General features: G+C 61.6%; 13 protein-coding genes. 5 read left to right on the top strand and 8 right to left on the bottom strand.

Going from position 1 to position 15,726, the window contains the following annotated elements:
- Nucleotides 1-2: 2 nt before the first annotated feature.
- The 3 genes from JL474_RS00220 to JL474_RS00210 all read right to left on the bottom strand — a co-directional run bounded on the left by JL474_RS00220 (nt 3) and on the right by JL474_RS00210 (nt 4,093).
- A complete protein-coding gene (locus JL474_RS00220; protein ID WP_203140512.1) occupies nt 3-1,712 on the bottom strand; it encodes a DUF3592 domain-containing protein in 1,710 nt (569 codons plus the stop codon).
- Nucleotides 1,713-1,746: 34 nt separating this feature from the next.
- The gene (locus JL474_RS00215; protein WP_203140511.1) at nt 1,747-3,339 is read right to left on the bottom strand and encodes an alkaline phosphatase family protein; all 1,593 of its coding nucleotides are present in this window, start codon (nt 3,337-3,339) and stop codon (nt 1,747-1,749) included.
- Between the two features lie 64 nt (nt 3,340-3,403).
- Nucleotides 3,404-4,093: an MgtC/SapB family protein gene (locus JL474_RS00210; RefSeq protein WP_203140510.1), complete on the bottom strand. Its 690-nt coding sequence runs from the start codon at nt 4,091-4,093 to the stop codon at nt 3,404-3,406.
- A gap of 141 nt (nt 4,094-4,234) precedes the next feature.
- On the opposite strand from JL474_RS00210, the gene JL474_RS00205 reads away from it, so the two are divergent.
- A complete protein-coding gene (locus tag JL474_RS00205; protein ID WP_203140509.1) occupies nt 4,235-4,486 on the top strand; it encodes a YkoF family thiamine/hydroxymethylpyrimidine-binding protein in 252 nt (83 codons plus the stop codon).
- Nucleotides 4,487-4,488: 2 nt separating this feature from the next.
- On the opposite strand, the gene JL474_RS00200 is transcribed toward JL474_RS00205, so the two are convergent.
- Both JL474_RS00200 and JL474_RS00195 read right to left on the bottom strand, forming a co-directional pair.
- Entirely contained in the window at nt 4,489-5,181 is a 693-nt protein-coding gene (locus JL474_RS00200; protein ID WP_203140508.1) for a response regulator, read from the bottom strand.
- Nucleotides 5,178-6,812, bottom strand: a complete 1,635-nt coding sequence (locus JL474_RS00195) for an ATP-binding protein (protein ID WP_236011946.1) — start codon at nt 6,810-6,812, stop codon at nt 5,178-5,180. The genes JL474_RS00200 and JL474_RS00195 overlap by 4 nt, the downstream gene beginning before the upstream one ends.
- 449 nt (nt 6,813-7,261) lie before the next feature.
- Here JL474_RS00195 and JL474_RS00190 point away from each other — a divergent pair, with 449 nt between their 5' ends.
- The 4 genes from JL474_RS00190 to JL474_RS21665 all read left to right on the top strand — a co-directional run bounded on the left by JL474_RS00190 (nt 7,262) and on the right by JL474_RS21665 (nt 11,793).
- On the top strand, nt 7,262-8,239 hold the full coding sequence (locus JL474_RS00190; protein WP_203140507.1) for a Bug family tripartite tricarboxylate transporter substrate binding protein: 978 nt from the start codon (nt 7,262-7,264) through the stop codon (nt 8,237-8,239).
- On the top strand, nt 8,236-8,682 hold the full coding sequence (locus JL474_RS00185; protein ID WP_123634325.1) for a tripartite tricarboxylate transporter TctB family protein: 447 nt from the start codon (nt 8,236-8,238) through the stop codon (nt 8,680-8,682). Before JL474_RS00190 ends, JL474_RS00185 begins: the two co-directional genes overlap by 4 nt.
- Nucleotides 8,682-10,208, top strand: a complete 1,527-nt coding sequence (locus JL474_RS00180) for a tripartite tricarboxylate transporter permease (protein WP_203140506.1) — start codon at nt 8,682-8,684, stop codon at nt 10,206-10,208. Before JL474_RS00185 ends, JL474_RS00180 begins: the two co-directional genes overlap by 1 nt.
- Nucleotides 10,209-10,488: 280 nt before the next feature.
- Complete coding sequence (locus JL474_RS21665) at nt 10,489-11,793, top strand: methyl-accepting chemotaxis protein (protein WP_203140505.1); 1,305 nt, start codon at nt 10,489-10,491, stop codon at nt 11,791-11,793.
- 51 nt (nt 11,794-11,844) lie between these two features.
- Here JL474_RS21665 and JL474_RS00170 read toward each other — a convergent pair whose 3' ends face one another.
- From JL474_RS00170 to JL474_RS00160, 3 genes are all read right to left on the bottom strand, one after another.
- A complete protein-coding gene (locus tag JL474_RS00170; RefSeq protein WP_203140504.1) occupies nt 11,845-12,576 on the bottom strand; it encodes a hypothetical protein in 732 nt (243 codons plus the stop codon).
- Nucleotides 12,577-12,704: 128 nt separating this feature from the next.
- Nucleotides 12,705-13,262 carry a peroxiredoxin gene (locus JL474_RS00165; RefSeq protein WP_203140503.1) on the bottom strand — a complete coding sequence of 186 codons (558 nt, stop codon included), beginning with the start codon at nt 13,260-13,262 and terminating at the stop codon, nt 12,705-12,707.
- Between the two features lie 99 nt (nt 13,263-13,361).
- Nucleotides 13,362-15,701 (bottom strand): glucose/quinate/shikimate family membrane-bound PQQ-dependent dehydrogenase, encoded by a 2,340-nt coding sequence (locus JL474_RS00160; protein WP_203140502.1) that lies wholly within the window; start codon nt 15,699-15,701, stop codon nt 13,362-13,364.
- Between the last annotated feature and the right edge of the window lie 25 nt (nt 15,702-15,726).

The following is a 15,726-nucleotide window of genomic DNA, read 5'->3' as shown; positions in this document are numbered from 1 at the left end:
TGTCACGACAGGCGCAGCAAACGCACCAGGTTATCCCGGAACGCTTCCGCCACCTCACGGCCCGCCAGCCCCTCGGCAATACGGACCTGCTTGCCGGCGGCTTTCACTTCCAGGTGGAAATACTCGGTCATGCGGTGCCCCTGATTGGCCGAACCGCCTGATGTCAGTACCAGTTGGCCGGCCTGGATCAGGTCAGCCTGCCGGCGCCACAGCGCCATGCCACACCAGGCCCTGACAGAGCGGACCTGCTGCTGGCGAATGCGCACATCGAGAGAACGGCCCAGCATGAACAGACCACCCAGCGCCATGGGAAAACCAAACAACCCGAAGAAGAAGGCCATCACGTAAAGCATGAAACCTTCGGACGCCGCGGCAACGCCCAAGCCAATGGCGGCACCCGCGAAGAACACGCCCCCGATAAGGATCGCCAGTGTGAAGCCCAGGTTGCGGCCAGCGCGGCTGCGAATCCGCCAGCCATCCATCCAGGGTTCCACATCGATCTGCTCGGCAGCTGCCGAGGTCGCGGCCACCTGGGCTTTGCGTTCTGCCCGCTCCACATGTTCGCGGGGCAAGGTCACCGCAGAGGCCAGCGTGCCAGGCTCCACCGGGAGTTCGTAGGTCCGCTCCAGGGCCACCGGTTCCTGCGGCCCATCGAGGACCAGTCGCCACAGGACCTGTTCCCGTCCGCTGGTGTCTGTCGGAGGCAGATCTGCCGGCGGCGTAAAACGGAAGGCGACCACGGCACCGGTACCTTCGGTATGCACATAGGGCGACTGGTGGTCCTGCCAGATGATGCGTTCACTGCGACTGCTGTTTTTGCCGGACCGGATGCGCACCCGGACGCACTGCAGGGTCACCTGCCACGGCGCTTCGATCTCCGGTCGCGACAGGCGAATCCGCCCCCCGATATCACCGCCCACCTGTCCCGGCACCGGATCCGGGCTCAAAGGCATCGGACCGTAATAGCGCCAGTTGCGCCGGCTCACCCAGGCCAGTCTGGCGAGCCAGAGGCCGGCCAGCGGGAACATCAGCACCATCAGGATCAGCCAGTTGTCATCCGCCAGTTCGTCCGGGACGGCGAGCACACCCGGCAGACTGATGGAGAGAAACATGAACGCCATGAAGCCGAATACCCAGTGGCCGTAACGCTGAGAGGACAAGATGTCTGTCTGGTCCGCGGCCAGTCGGCGTCGACGCCGGCCCACCAGCAGGATCGCAACGCCGGCCACCGCGAAGACCGTACCGAACAGACCGCCGAACAGCAGCTTTTTCCAGCGCAGTTCGCGTACGAGGTAGCTTTCGGTGGGGTTGTCGGGATTCACCCATATGGCCACCGGGCCTTGGGCGCTGATACGCCGCATGCGGCTGACCAGTTGCTGTTGATAGTCTCCGATATTGTCGCTGCCGGCGTCGTAGCCCACCCGATGGCCGGTATACGTGCGCCCGCCAACGCGGTAGGTGTAGGTGGCATCCACCGACCAGGTGGTGCTGTCGTCCCCGCGATGGCTGCGCAGATCGATCTGCTGCAACGTCGCCTGGACCCGGCCCCAGCCGGCACTGCTGACATGCTCATAGAGAGTCGCCAGCGGGCTGAAGATCAGCACGCCCAGGCCGGCACACAGGAAGATCAGGCCAAACAGCGTGACGCCCCAGCGTGGTTTGTCGGAATCCTTTCCGGGTCCTGCGGCCGATCCGCCCTGACTCACGTCCATTCTGCTCACGCCTCCGATGACAACCGGACAGAGTCTAGCGCGATGCCACAGGCGATACTGTTGAGAAATGTATGTGCAGAAATGAACGGAGTTGATCCATTCGCGGGCCGGGTCGATCCAGGTCCGGGCGAACGCCGCGGCGGAACCCGGGCAGTCCGGCGGGACCGGTGAACGGTGCGAGCAAGTCAGGATCACGGGCAATGATATGGACGGGCACATCGCGGCTTGCGCCCTCACCGGTCACCAGCGGCGCCGGCTGGTGATCGCCGAGCAGGATCAGCAGCGTGTGCTCGTCTACATGACGAATGGCGTAGTCCGTCGCCACGGCCAGGGCATAGTCGATCGCCCGAATGTAATGCTGCCGCACTCGCTCGGGATTACGCCACAGTTCGGCGGGCACCTCTCCCGCCCCTTTCCATGGGGAAAAGACCTGACCGTCACCGATGGCCTGCCAATCCGGCAGCACCGGCAGGATCGGCACCCAGGGCGCGTGGCTGCTGATCAGCGCCAGCTCGGCGAATATCGGTGTCGCCGAGGCGTCCCGTACCTGGCGCTGGAACCAGGACCAGGTGTACTGGTCCGGCATGGTGACCCAGTTCAGCGCCGGGCCGGCGTAATCGATGCGCTGGGCGTCGTAGATGTGCCGATACCCCAACTGGCGCCCTTCCGGCCAGGCGCGGGTGATCGCGGGCATCACGGCAACGGTGTCGTGTCCGGTCTGGCGAAAGTCGTCGATCAGGGTGGTGTAGCCGCTCGACAACATCACGTCGTAAGCCATTGCGCTGTCCACCCACAGACCACTCAAGACCGTGGCATGGGCCAGCCAGGATTGACCACCCTGGACCGGCGACCGCAAGCGGCCGCTGACCACACTGAGCCCGGCCGTGGAAAGGGCCTGCTCCATGGCGTCCAGGCGCGGGTCCAGTACCGGCCGATAACGGGGATCGCCCAGCGCGGAGACACCATAGGATTCAATGAAGCCGATCAGCACATCGTCTCCGGCCAGTCGATCCATCGCGACCGCACGTCCCCGGTTGCCGGTACTTTCGACAGTATTCAATTGACGCGAAAAGGCCTCGGTCTGTGCCTGTGCGTCCATGATGCGCTCGACCTGAGTTGCCAATACCTCGGCGCCGGATACCGCCACCGGGATGGCCCGGACAGGCAGCAAGGCCAGGCCAACCAGGGCGAGCACCGTCATCGCTTTGGCTTGCCGGACCGACACCTGGCGCCCGGCATAAAGCAGCAGCGTCCGCACCAACCACGCCAGGACCAGCACCGACAGCACCAGAACCGCTGCTAAACCAAGGGCCCAGACATACCCCAGATTGGTCACGGCCAGATCGACGACCTTGCCCGGCAATGCGCTGTCCAGGTAGAGATTCAGTGGGCGCCCCAAGGCCAGGCGCATAACGCCGTCGGCCGCCACGAACAGCGCCAGTGCCACGTATCCCACGGCCAGTGCCCAGGCGATCCACCGGCGCCAGTCCCCGGCCCGAATAAGCCCCAGCAGCCCCATCAGCAACAGGGCGTCCAGCGCCACCCAGGGCAAAGGCCCGGGCCGCCACCACTGCAGGGCCAGACACAGCGCATTCAGGATCAGGAAAGAGACCAGTTGTTTCAGCACACACCCACCACACCAGGACCGTTTGTCCGGTTATACGTCCAGATCGCCGGACTGGATACCCGCATCAACCGCTCATCGGCGCAATGCGGAATTCCAGCACCGATTCGGTCTCTTCCAGCGTTGTCGCCAATCGGGACGCGCTGGACTCGTCAATCGAACTCAACACCATCTTGTGTCGACGGACCTGTTTCTCGGCGTATACGCGGTAGCTCAGGTTAGCAATGCTGAAGCCGTGGCTTTCAATCAGGTCACGCATGACAACGTCATTTAGCTCCGCCGCCGGGGCGAATTGCACATCGAAGTGATAGAACGCCTGGGTCGGCACCCGCGACTCAATCCAGCGGAACAATGAAAGCACCGTCACGGCCAATAGCAGCGACAGCACCAGGGGATAGTAGAAGCCCACACCGGCGAGGATCCCGATGGCGGACGTGATCCAGATGGAGGCGGCGGTGGTCAGCCCGCGGACAGACAGGCCTTCCTTGACGATCACACCCGCACCCAGAAAGCCGATACCGGTCATGATGCCCTGCGCCATACGGGTGGGATCGAGCCGGATGCCGTCCATGGTCTCCGGCACCCAGTGGGCCTCATAGACCGTTACCAACATCAACAGGCAGGACGCCAGACTGACCAGTGTGTGCGTGCGAAAGCCGGCCGGGCGACCGTGGAACGAGCGCTCATAGCCAATCACCGCACCGGCGACCAGAGCCGCCAGCAGGCGAAGCGCAATTTCCTGATAATCGCTGCTCAAATGAACGCCTCCGTCGCTGCCACGCCTACCCGTTCAGCTTAGCAGAGAAGCGGTACGTCACTTTGCAGGGCTGGTCATATTGCCGCTGCCGGGCTTAGGCTGGGAATGGATTCCCCATGAACCGAAGACAAGGAGAGTGCTATGTATCTTTCCGTCCAGATCAGTCATTACCCACTCCAGGACGAGTACAAAGCCAGCATCAAGGAGGTTATCCAGCGCCTCAAGAACAGTGGCCTGGAAGTGCATGCAAACCGGATGAGCACTCAGGTGTTCGGTGAGTTCGATGAGGTGATGAAGGTGCTGTCCGAGACCATGAAGTGGTCCTTCGAGACTCATGGCAAAGCGGTGTTTACCGCCAATTTCCTGGAAGGGGACCGGCGGCCGAAAGCATAAGGTCAGCCAGGTGCGATCGCGCGATAACGCCGCTCAGGCCGCCCCACCGTGCCGTAGTTGACCTCGGCGGTGAGCTCGTCGGCACTGACCAGGTACTCCAGGTAACGCCGGGCGGTGGTGCGGGACGCGCCAATCTCCTGGCCCACCGCTTCGGCGCTCCAGTCGCCGGGCGCGCGCACCACGTCGCGGATCTTGTCGAGGGTGAGTGGATCGATGCCCTTGGGCAGTCGGGAGGGGCTGACCGGTTCCGGCTCGGCGGGATGACGTGGCAGGAGCGCGTCCACCTCTTTCTGGGCGACGTCACCCAGGCTGTCGAGCGTGCTCAGGTGCTGCTGGTAACGCTGCAGGGCCGCTTGCAGGCGCTCGAACACCAGCGGTTTGAGAATGTAGTCGAAGACGCCACCGCGCAGGGCGCTGCGCAGGGTATCCACTTCCCGCGCGGCGGTGATCAGGATGACGTCGGAGGGGCTGTCGCCGGCCCGCAATTCCCGTAGAAGCTCCAGGCCCGTACCATCCGGGAAGTAGACGTCCAGCAACACCAGATCCGGTTGCAGCACGTCGATCTGGTCCCGTGCATCGGCCAATGTGTGGGCGATGCCCGTCAGTTCGACAAAGTCGATGCGCTCTATGAAGCGGCGCTGGATTTCGGCGATCTGGCGATCGTCTTCCACGATCATCAATCGAATGGTTCTCACTGCGTGACCCCTTCGGTCTGAACCGGCGTTTTCGACAGATACAGTGTAAACCGGCTGCCGTTCGGCTGCAGGGGCTCCACCGTCACCGAGCCTCCCCAACGATCCACGAACTGCTTGACCAGATACAGGCCGATACCGTGATCGCCCTCGGCCTTGCTGCTGACGCCCCGCTCGAAGATCCGCTCGCGTTCGGCTTCCGGAATGCCCGGGCCCTGATCCTCCACCTCAAAAATCAGGTCGTGCCCCAGATCGGTCATACTCAGATGCACCACGCCGCCCTCGCCGCTCTGTTGGCGCGTGGCTTCCAGGGCGTTGTCGATCAGGTTGCCCAGCACGCTGACCAGCTGATCCCGGGGCAACTGCGGCGGCAGGTCGGCCATCTCGCTGTCCGGATCGATGACCAGTTGCAGGCCCATCTCGCGGGCCCGGTTGTATTTGCCCAGCAGACACCCGGCCAGTACCGGATCCGGCACCGCCTCCAACAGCAGATGGATCAGCGCCTGATGGTCGCTCACTTCGCTGCCGATCAACGCCAGCGCCTGTTCGTTGGCACCGATCTGGATCAGCCCGGCAATGGTGTGCAGTTTGTTGGAGTACTCGTGGGTCTGGCTGCGCAGCGTATCGGCATACTGCTGGATGCGGGTCAGCTGACGGCTTACCTGGTCCAGCTCGTCCCGCAGGCGGAAACTGGCCACCACGCCAATAATCGCGTCGCCCTGCTTCACGGGCAGGCGGTTGACGATCATCTGCCGGCCCTGCATCCAGACTTCCCGGTCGAAGGCCGGCTCGCCGGTTTCCAGCACCGACATCAGATTGTTCTCCGGGAGGACGTCGCCGATGGGGCGGCCGGCCAGACGCGTGTCCGGTTCCAGCCCCAGGGTCTTGATGGCGGTGCGGTTGAAGGTGGTGATCACCCCGTCCCGGTTGATCGCAATAATCCCCTCACGGACGGACTGCAGGGTGGCGTCCCGCTCCTGGAACAGGGCCGCGATTTCCTCCGGCTCCAGACCGAAAATGGCCTTCTTGAAGCGACCAGCAATGAGGATGGCCGCCAGCACACTGCCCAGCAGCATCAGCCCCATCACCAGATAGAGCACCATGTTATAGCGCTGGATGGTGGAGAAGACCTGATCCAGGGAATAGCCGACGGACACGATGCCGATGATCTCGCCGTTACTGATATCGATGATCGGCGCCTTGCCCCGCATGGACAGCCCCAAGCTGCCGTGGGCCTTGGCGACGTAACCTTCGCCGTACTTGAGCGCGCGGGTTCCCAGATCACCGTCGTCGTCCGCCATTGAATGGCCAATACGGGCCGGATCCGGGTGGGCCAGGCGGATCGCATGGCGGTCGCCAATGACGATAAACAGCGCCTCGTTGGTGTCGGCCACCCGCTGACTCAGGGCCATCAGCGCATCGGTATCCCGCTGCTTCACACCCTCGATCACGGCGGGCATGGCCGCCACCGTCTTGGCCACCATCAGGGCCCGCTGGCCGATCTGTTCGTAGAGGGATTCACTCAGGTAATACCCGGCAAAACCACCGATCAGACCGGTCTGCAGGGCGCTGACCAGCCCCAGGATGATGATCATCCGGGTCTTGAGTTTGAGCTTGCGATAGGCAAACGGCATGTCGGACGGCGTGTTCGGTTTCTTGTCGTTGGTATTGAGGAGAATCTCCCGCGTTCCAGCCGTTCAGGTTACGTCACGTGGGCGTTTTTTTCCCGTGAACATTATGAACAAAACGTCCTTTAATGATTTTAAACGCATTACGTCCACAAACTTTTGCTATCTGCGGTCACTACCTACTCTAGTTATGGGGAGCCTTTAAACGACCCCTGAATCACCCCTGGCGTTGAACGCCCTCAAGGGCGCGCGCTAAACGCTGCATCTGCCGCGTTGCGGCTCTTGCCAAGGGCTACGGCCATTGGCGGCGAGCCACGCCTTGCATCTACAACGTTTAGCGCGCGCAGGGGAGATTCAGGAATCATTCAGAGGCTCCTTGAGCCGTCCATCTTTGCCAGTCGGCAATTTAGGGAGCTGCTCCCGGACGGCCACAAAAACAAACAGAGGTGACCAAAATGCTATTCAAACGATGCCTGTCATTCGTGGCCATGGCCACGTTCAGTCTGTCTGCCCTTGCCTGGGAACCCACCGGAAAAGTTGAATGTATCGCCCCCGCAGACCCGGGCGGCGGCTGGGATTTCACCTGCCGTAGCGTTGGCAATGTCCTCCAGGACCTTGACCTGGTTCCCGGAACCGTCCAGACCACCAACATGGCCGGTGCCGGCGGTGGCGTCGCTTTCGCCCACACCATCAGTAAGCGCAATGAAGACAATACGCTGCTGGTAGCCGCTTCCACAGCCACCACGACCCGTCTCGCCCAGAAGCAATTCCCCGGCATGAACGCCGACATGGTGACCTGGGTGGGCGCACTGGGTGCCGACTACGGGGTCATTGCCGTGGGTAAGGACTCCAAATACCAGGATCTGAAGCAGTTGATGGCCGCGGTCAAGGAAAACCCGCGCTCGGTAAAATTTGCCGGCGGCAGTGCCCGCGGCGGCTGGGACCATCTTAAAGTCCTGATCACCGCCAAAGCGGCCGGTGCGGACAAGCTGCCATCGATCCCCTACCTGTCGTACAACAATGGCGGCGAAGCCCTGACCCAGGTGGTCGGTGGCCAGGTCGATGCGTTTACCGGCGACATCTCCGAAGCGACCGGTTTCCTGAAGTCCGGCGACATCCGCATCCTGGCCGTCCTTGCAGACGAACGCCTGCCTGGCGATCTGGGTGACATCCCCACCGCCAAGGAACAGGGCATCGACGCGGTGGGTCCCAACTGGCGCGGCTTCTATATGCCCAAAGGCGCTTCCGACGAGGCCAAGGCCTACTGGACCGACGCCATCAACACGGTCTATGACAGTGACGAGTGGAAGAAGGTCATGAAGCAGAACGGCCTGATTCCGTTCCACCCGCCGGCTGGCGAGTTCGATGCCTTCGTCCACAAGCAGGTGAAGGACATCGCAGACCTCTCTCGTGAAATAGGTTTGCTGAAATGACAGCCCGCGGAGACCGGATTCTCGGTCTCGGGCTGTTCGTCCTGGCAGTCGCCTACGGCTGGGGTGCCCAACAGTGGCCCGAGCCGTTCGGCGGCGCCGAGACCGTCGGCCCGGAGACTTTCCCCACGTTGCTGTCTGTCGTGCTTGCATTGTCCAGCGTCTACCTGATCGTCAAGCCGGATCCTGATGCGCACTGGCCGGTGGGCCGCACGGCCGCAGAAATCCTGCTGGCCATTGCCATCCTGGTGGTTTACGCCTTTTTGCTCGAACCGCTGGGCTTTGTGATCTCCACCACGCTCGCCGTCGGCGCCTTGTGCTGGCGCATGGGGGCCAAACCGGTGCGGTCGCTGTTGATCGGACTGATCGCCGCCGTGGTGGTGTTCTTCCTGTTTAACTACGGGTTGGAACTGAGTCTGCCGGGCGGACTCCTGGAGTTCGAATAATGGAAACCCTTCAGTTTCTGATGGACGGCTTTGCCGTCGCCCTGACCCCGACCAACCTGATGTTTGCGCTGTTCGGCGCGTTCATCGGCACGCTGATCGGCGCCCTGCCCGGCCTCGGTCCCGCCAACGGTGTGGCCATCCTGATTCCGCTGGCCTTTACCCTGGGGCTGCCGCCGGAAACCGCGATGATCCTGCTGACGTCCGTCTATGCCGGCGCCATGTACGGCGGTCGTATTTCGTCGATCCTGCTCAACATTCCGGGCGACGAACCGGCCATGATGACCTGCCTGGACGGCTACCCCATGGCCCAGAAAGGCAAGGCCGCCGAAGCCCTGGCCATGTCGGCGATCGCCTCCTTCGCGGGCAGCCTGATCGGCACCATCGGCCTGATCCTGCTGGCCCCGGCCCTGGCCAAATTCGCGCTGACCTTCGGTCCGGCGGAATACTTCGCCCTGTTCATGCTGGCCTTCGCCACCCTCGGCGGCATTACCGGCAAGAACCCGATGAAGACCGTCATTGCTGCCGTCATCGGCCTGATGATTTCCACGGTGGGCATCGACATTGCCACCGGCACCCAGCGCTACACCTTCGGCATCCTCAAGCTGTATGAAGGCATCGATTTCATCCTGGCGATTGTCGGGCTGTTTGCCATCTCAGAGTTGCTGTTCTTCATCGAAGAGCGGGCCGGCGCGGGCCGCAAGATGATCAAGGTGGGCAAGCTGATGCTGCGGCCGAAGGAAATCATCGCGGCAGTTCCGACCATGTTCCGCGGCGGGGTGCTGGGCTTTATCGCGGGTGTCCTCCCGGGTGCCGGGGCCTCCCTGGGCAGCTTTATCAGCTACACGCTGGAGAAACAGTACCTGGGCAAGAAAGGCCACTTCGGCGAGGGTGACCCGCGCGGCGTCGCAGCCCCGGAAGCAGGCAACAACGGCGCGTCTTCCGGTGCCCTGGTCCCCATGCTGACCCTCGGCGTACCGGGCAGCGGCACCACCGCCGTGCTGCTGGCGATGCTGATTTCCCTGAACGTGACACCCGGCCCGCTGATGTTTACGCAGAACGCGGACATCGTCTGGGGCGTGATCGCTGCCCTGTTGATCGGCAACGTGATCCTGCTGCTGCTGAACATTCCGATGGTGGGCTTCTTCGTCAAGCTGCTGTCGGTGCCGCCGATGTACCTGCTGCCGATGGTCACCATGGTGGCGTTCGTGGGCATCTATTCCATTAGCCACAGCACGTTTGACCTCTACTTCATGATCGCCTTCGGCGTGGCCGGCTACATCCTGCGCAAGCTGGAGATCCCGATGGTGCCCATCATCCTGGGCATGCTGTTGGGTCCGGAAATGGAGAAGAATCTGGGCCATGCCCTGGTCATCTCCGACGGCGACTGGAGCATTCTCTGGGCCAGCCCGCTGGCGCTGGGTCTGTGGATCGTCGCCGGCCTGGGTTTGATCCTGCCCTATATCGTCGGCCCGCTGCTGCGCAAACGCATGCGCGCGGCCATCAAGGAGGAACCGACCTCCGACTAGTTTTGTGGTGTGCTCTCTACTGATGATCTGTCATCGGTGCTTTGGGGTGTCCTGCCTGTCGGACACCCCTTTTTTGTGTCTGCCCCCTCCGATCATGCCCTTTTCGAAAGAGCGATCGTCACGTCTCGTATCTTTGTTTTCAGAGGCACGGCTCCGTACGTCACATCTGTGTGCCTGCTGTAAAATTTTGTACAAAAGTCATCTTTTTAATTGTCGTTATCACATACATACGACTAGTCTCTGCAATGGGATTCTGAAAACCCGTGGAGGGACTCGCGCCATGTTTGGCATCAAGGTTCTCGATAAAAAGGAAAACGAGAAAATCAAAGAACGTCTGGATTGGCAGGACCGTTATATCCAGGCGATCAAGGACAGCAACGCCGTCATCGAATTCACCCCGGACGGCATTATCGTGGACGTCAATGACCGTTTTCTCGATGTCGTCGGCTACAGCCGTGAAGAGATTGTCGGCCGGCATCACTCCATGTTTTGCGACAAGGACTACGTCCAAAGCCAGGCCTATCGGAAGTTCTGGGACGCGCTGCGCAAAGGCGAGGCCCAGAGCGGTGAATTCCGCCGCATCGGCAAATCCGGTGACAAGGTCTGGCTGCACGCCAACTACTTTCCGGTGACCCAGAATGGCGAAACCATCCGGGTCGTGAAGTTTGCGGCCGATATCAGTAAAACGGCCAACAAACGCCATGAAGACAGCGCCGTGTTCAGTGCGTTGAATCGCTCGCTGGCCGTCATCGAGTTCTCGCCGGACGGGCGCGTCCTCGGTGCGAACGACAACTTCCTCGCCGCCACCGGCTATTCCCTGGCCGAAATCAAAGGCCAGCATCACCGGATGTTCTGCTACGAGGATTTCTACCGGGAAAATCCGGATTTCTGGAAGCAACTGGCGGCCGGTCGATTCCGCAGTGGCCAGTTCCTGCGAAAGCACCGCAGTGGCCGGGATATCTGGCTTGAAGCCACGTACAACCCGGTGGAAGACGTGGATGGCAAGGTCATCAAGGTGATCAAGTTCGCGACGGACATCACCGACAAGGTCGCGCAGACCGAATCCCTCAAGGAAATCGCCAAGGCGGTCACCGAGGCGGCCGAACTGACCATTGGACGTGCGGATTCCGGGTCCAAAGTCCTGCAGGCGGCGGTCCAGGCCACAGGACAGATCTCGACCGCGGTGAGCGAATCCTCATCGCTGGCCCAGCAGTTGATGGCCCAATCCCGGAACATTACCGACATCGTCAGCACCATCAGCGGTATTGCGGAACAGACCAACCTGCTGGCCCTCAACGCCGCCATCGAAGCCGCCCGGGCCGGCGAGCAGGGTCGCGGTTTCGCGGTGGTGGCTGACGAGGTGCGCCAACTGGCCGCCCGGGCTCAGCAATCCACGGTCCAGATCAGCGGCCTGGTGGACACCAACCACAAACTGGTTCAACAGATGACCAGTCAGATGGATGCTGCCAACGATCACGCCCAGACCGGCGCCGAACGGGTCCGGGAAGCCTCTGGAGCTTTCGATGACGTCCGGGACAGTGCCACGTCGTTGTCGCGGATTATCAATGACGGCAACCGGCTTTAGGCTGAAAATAAAAAAGCCCTGCAGTCGCGGGGCTTTTTCGTGGGACCGGACCTACCGATACTGGCGATCCCGGACGATCAATGGCACGTCGTTGCCGAAGAAATAATTGACGGCGATGCCAAACACGTCGTCATCAGGACTGGACGAATAGCTCAACTCCACGCTCGCGGCTTGCGCCAGAAACTCCGGCTGATACTCAAAGTTGAAGCCGTAGTTGTCCCTGGCATCCATACCGCCAGCAGAGAGACTCAGTGAGGCATCAAAAGGCAAGTACCCAGTCGCGCCCACCGACCAGCTGTTGTAGTTTCCGGTCCCCTGACTCTCGACATGACTGACACTTCGGGAGGCGGAAAGCGTAATACGATCGAGGTAGTAGCTTGCGAATGCGCCATAAGCATGGGCTTTGAAGCTGGAGCTTGAATTAACAAAAGAAACTTGCGAGCTTTCTACTTCGTTATCTCCGTGTATCCAGTGGTAACTGACGCCCACCTTCCCAAGCCCATAATCACGCGCGAAGAGAGAACCACCGACGCTTCCATCCGTTGAGTCGACATCGTAGTCGCCCACATCCATTTCAGTGCGGCTTGCGCTCGCGGACAGGATAGCGCCAACATACTCGGCCAATGGCAACCGATATGCACCATTGACCAATAGGCGGTCTGAGTCCCGGCTATTGGTATAGCCAGCTCCCACTTCTCCATTGGCCGATTTCACACCGCCCTGCTCACCCGCAACCGCACACACCGGCAGCAACATCGCCACCGCGATCATCCTGACTGACATCCCCACTCCCTTTACTACCTGACTATAAAAAACAGCGCCGAATCATCGCCGCCGCTGACATCAATTCGAAGCGGGAGACTAGCAAATACGTACATAAATAACACGTATCTCGACATGATCCGCGCAATTTACCGATTCCCCTCCAGCCAGGAGCACACCTCGGCCGCGTGATCCGCCGGTGGAAACACCGGATAGAACACCTTGGTGATTTTGCCCTTTTCGATGATCAGGGTCAGGCGCTTGATCAATACGTTGCCCTGGAATTCGAATGTGGGTAGCCGCAGGGCTTGTGCCAGTTTCAGGTCGCTGTCGCTGAGGAGTTCAAAGCCCAGCTTCAGGCGATCCGTGGCTTCCTTCTGCTCTTCCAGGGGTTGCGTGCTGATGCCGAATACCGTCGCACCCAGCGCGTGCATTTCCGTCAGGTGATCGCGAAAGCCGCAGGCTTCCGGAGTGCACCCCTTGGCGCCCGGGATATCCGCCCACTCCGGTGCCGTGGGCTGGGCCGGGTTGCCGATGCGCGGGTAGAAATAGGCGACGAGGGTCCCTGTCTGGGCCGACAGATCCACGGTCTCCCCGGAGACTCCCGGCAAGGCTACCGACGGCAAATCCTTGCCCCGTAAATGATCGCAGGCGCCATCGTCCTGCGGCACGGGCAGCGTTTCTTCTGTGTTGTCTTTTGTACTCATCACCCACTCCCATTCCAAATAACGAAAAACCCGGCACGAAGCCGGGTTTCTCAGGCTCGTGAGCGGTCCCTGCCGGGATCCGCTCACTTTACGGTATACCTACTTTTTCAGCTTATAGGCAACCACATAGTCACCGATGGTCGTGCCGATGGAGCCGTGACCGCCGGCTACCTGGACCACCATCTGCTCGCCCTTGCTGTTGAGGTAGGTCATTGGCGTGGCCTGGCCGCCGGCCGGCAGGCGGGCCCGCCAGATTTCTTTGCCGGTGGCGAGATCGTAGCCGCGGATAAAGTTATCCACGGACGCCGCCATGAAGACCACACCGCCATCGGTGATCACCGGACCACCAATGCCGGGCATGCCCATCGGGATCGGCAGATGCAGCGGCGTCATGTCATAGATCGTACCGTTCTTGTGCTTCCAGGTGATTTTCCCGGTCTGCAGGTCGGTACCGGCCACATAGCCCCAGGGCGGCTGCTGGCAGGGCACGCCCAACGGCGACAGGAACGGCTTCATGTTCACCGCATAAGGGGCGCCGGCGTTTTCGTTCAGGCCCGCCTCGCCCTTGTTGGCGTTGCTCAGGTCCGCATTCTCCTTGGGCACCAGCGTTGAGGTGAACGCCAGGTAGAGCGGCATGCCGAACATGACCTGACGCTTGGGATCGACCGCAATGCTGCCCCAGTTGAAGACGCCGAAGTTGCCCGGGAACACGATGGTGCCCTGCTCGGACGGCGGCGTGTACTGGCCTTCATAACGGAGTGACTTGAAGTCGATACGACAGATCATCTGGTCGATCGGCGTGGCCCCCCACATGTCCGCTTCGGTCAGCGTCGGCGGACGGAAAGTCAGTCCGGAAATCGGCTGCGTGGGCGAGGCATGATCGCCTTCGATGGTCCCTTGCGGCGCCTCCTGTTCGGAGATCGGCACGATGGGCTCGCCGGTCTTGCGGTTCAGGACATAGACGTCGCCTTGCTTGGTCGGAACCACCAGCGCCGGTTGCACGCCGTCGTCCGTTTTCAGGTCAAGCAGCGCAGGCTGGGCCGGCGTGTCCATGTCCCACAGATCGTGATGGACGAACTGCTGTACCCAGGCCACCTTGCCGGTTTCCAGGCTGAGCGCCACCACGGAGGCTGCATACTTCTCTTCCTCGGGCGTGCGGTACATGCCCAACTGGTCCGGCGTCCGGTTGCCAATCGGGAAGTAGATCAGCCCCAGATCCTCATCGGCACTGGCCACGGACCAGCTGTTGGGCGAGCTCGTAGTGTAGGTTTCGCCTTCGCCGATCGGCGCGGTGTCGTCCGGGTTGCCGGAGTCCCAGTTCCACTTCAGTTCACCGGTTTTCACGTCGTAGGCGCGAATCACTCCGGACGGCGAATTCACCGCATAGTTATCGTTCACCGAGCCGGCCACGACAACAACCCCATTGGCGACGACGGGGGGCGAAGTGGAGTAGTAGAAACCATCCTGTTTGTACGGCATGTTGTGCATCAGATCCAGCACGCCGTCATCCGCGAAGTTGCTGCAACGGGCGCCCGTGGCCGGATCGATGGCCAGCAGGCGGGCGTCGGAGGTCGGCAGGAAAAGCTCCGCGTCGCACTGCATGCTTTGGAAGCTTTCAGCCGGCTCGCTGGAGACTTTCACATCGATGGCATCCGGATCGCCGCTGGCCGGCGGCAGGTAGGACACGCCCCGGCAGGTCTGGTGCTGGCGCATGCTTTCCGGCGGCACCTTGGCATCATAGACCCACTGCTTCTCGCCGGTATCGGCGTTCAGGGCGACCAGCCAGTTGTGAGGCGTGCAGATATAGAGGGTGTTGCCGACTTTCAGCGGGGTTGCCTCATAGGTGGTCTCGCCCACGTCCTGGGGACCTTTGATATCCCCCGTCTCGTACTGCCAGGCCTGTTCCAGGTTCTTCACGTTATCCGGCGTGATCTGGCCCAGCGGTGAGAAGCGCTGCCCCATGTTGCTGCGGCCATAGGCGTGCCAGCTGCCGTCCGGGGTCTTGCCGATGTTGGCGTCCTTCATCACCACGTCGGTGTTCAGGTTGCCATCGATACGATGCTGGTCCACCGCCATGCTGGAGACGGTCATCAGGCCAACAATGACCCAGACCGGCAGTAAGACCATGACACCGCTTTTGCCATCCCCGCGGGCGGGAAACAGCAGCGGAATGGCCAGGACCAGGAACAGCCCCAGACGCGTGGCCAGCGGCCACCAGTCGTAACCGGACTCCCAAAGCGCCCAGACGGCGGTGACGACCAGGAAAATGGCATAGAGGACCTGAGCCTGGCGGCGACGCTTGCGCGTCATCAAGCCCACGACGAGCAGGACAATCCCGGCCAGTGCGTAATACCAGCTCCCGCCCAGCGTAATCAGCCAGACGCCGCCGCCCAACAGCACCAGGCCGAGCAGCAGGAAGATGAGCGACAATATGATCATTCGTTCAGTCCCTTGTGATGAGGAT

The organism is Marinobacter mangrovi (assembly GCF_016798325.1).
GTDB classification, from domain to species: Bacteria; Pseudomonadota; Gammaproteobacteria; order Pseudomonadales; family Oleiphilaceae; genus Marinobacter_A; species Marinobacter_A mangrovi.
This window is presented reverse-complemented; position numbering and strand designations above follow the sequence as displayed.